This is a genomic window from Aetokthonos hydrillicola CCALA 1050 (genome assembly GCF_017591665.1).
GTDB lineage: Bacteria > Cyanobacteriota > Cyanobacteriia > Cyanobacteriales > Nostocaceae > Aetokthonos > Aetokthonos hydrillicola.
In genome coordinates this window covers 1-1,342 of the sequence record NZ_JAAKGC010000399.1, presented here as the reverse complement: position 1 = coordinate 1,342, position 1,342 = coordinate 1, and the positions used below count along the sequence as shown (strand labels likewise).

General features: G+C 43.6%; 1 protein-coding gene. It reads left to right on the top strand.

Features of this window, described 5'->3' with window-relative positions:
• Nucleotides 1-1,189 (top strand): chloride channel protein (locus G4P69_RS38300; protein ID WP_208355207.1); only part of this gene is annotated, 1,189 nt, incomplete at its 5' end.
• Nucleotides 1,190-1,342: the final 153 nt, after the last annotated feature.

Sequence of the window (1,342 nt, the reverse complement as noted above, 5' to 3'; positions counted from 1 at the left end):
CTGGGCTGTTGTAGGGACTGTTAGTGGTCTATTTGCTGGGCTATATTGGACTTTTCTGGAATTTATTACTCATCAACTTGAACGATTTCAGGGGTTTACTCTCCTGTGGGTGATGCCTGTTTCAGGTTTAATTATTGGGCTAGTCATTTATTTTCTAGGCAATCCTGGTGAAATTGCGGTGATCGTCGATAATATCCATTTTCGTGGTGGTCGCCTAGATATACGAAAAAATCCTTCTATGATTCTTGCTTCCCTGGTCAGCATATCAGCTGGTGGCAGTGCTGGTCCAGAAGCACCCTTAGTACAGGTGACAGGTTCGTTTGGTACTTGGGTTGCCGATCGCTTGAGACTAGATGGTGAAGATTTGAGATCTATGAGTTTGGCAGGAATGGCTGCTGGCTTCACTGCATTATTTGGTGCACCCCTTGGCGGTGCAATGTTCGCTCTAGAAATTTTACACCATCAGCATATTCTGGAGTACTATGAAGCTCTAATGCCAGCTATTGTTGCAAGTTGTGCTAGTTATCTGGTATTTGCAGCAATTACACATTTAGGGATTGCGCCTGCATGGCATTTTCCTCAGTATCATCTTCAAAACATTGATGATTTTGCCTTAGCGATTGTCTTTGGGATGGTTGGAGCAGTGACAGCCTGGTTATTTATCAGTATTTTTCGTGGCTGTGCATACGTTTTTTCTCGTATTCCGGGACCAATTTATGTACATACGACACTAGCCGGACTAGGATTAGGCATTTTAGCAACCCTCTTACCGCTAACACGCTACTTTGGAGATAAACAGTTAGATTTAGTAGTCAGTAATAACTTTTCTGTTGCTTTCTTATTTGCGATCGCCATTGGTAAAATAGCCGCCATCAGTATTACAGTTACAGGTGGATGGCGAGGAGGATTTATTATCCCTCTATTTTTTACTGGTGCTTGTGTAGGTAAAGCGGTAGCAATCTTAATTCCTGGAATGAATCCAACTCTTGCCATGATCTGTACGATGGCTGCTGTGAATGCTGCGGTAACACGCACACCTGTTAGTACGACTTTGTTGTTGTCAAAATTAACCAATTTCGGTCCCCTAACCCCAATACTCTTTGCTAGTTTGATCGGATTTTTTCTAGCTCCCAAAATTCCTTTAATAGAGTCTCAACTTAAGTCGCACGAACAAGCTACTCATAGCTAAAATACCACGTGTGTGGGGATATGCAGGGAATGGCACTAAGAAAAACCTAAAAAGGGGCTGATACGGGGACGCGGTGACGGGGTGACACAGGGAAAATTCTATCTCCGCGTCTCCCCGTCTCCCCTCTCCGCGTCAATCTTAACCTTTAACTTA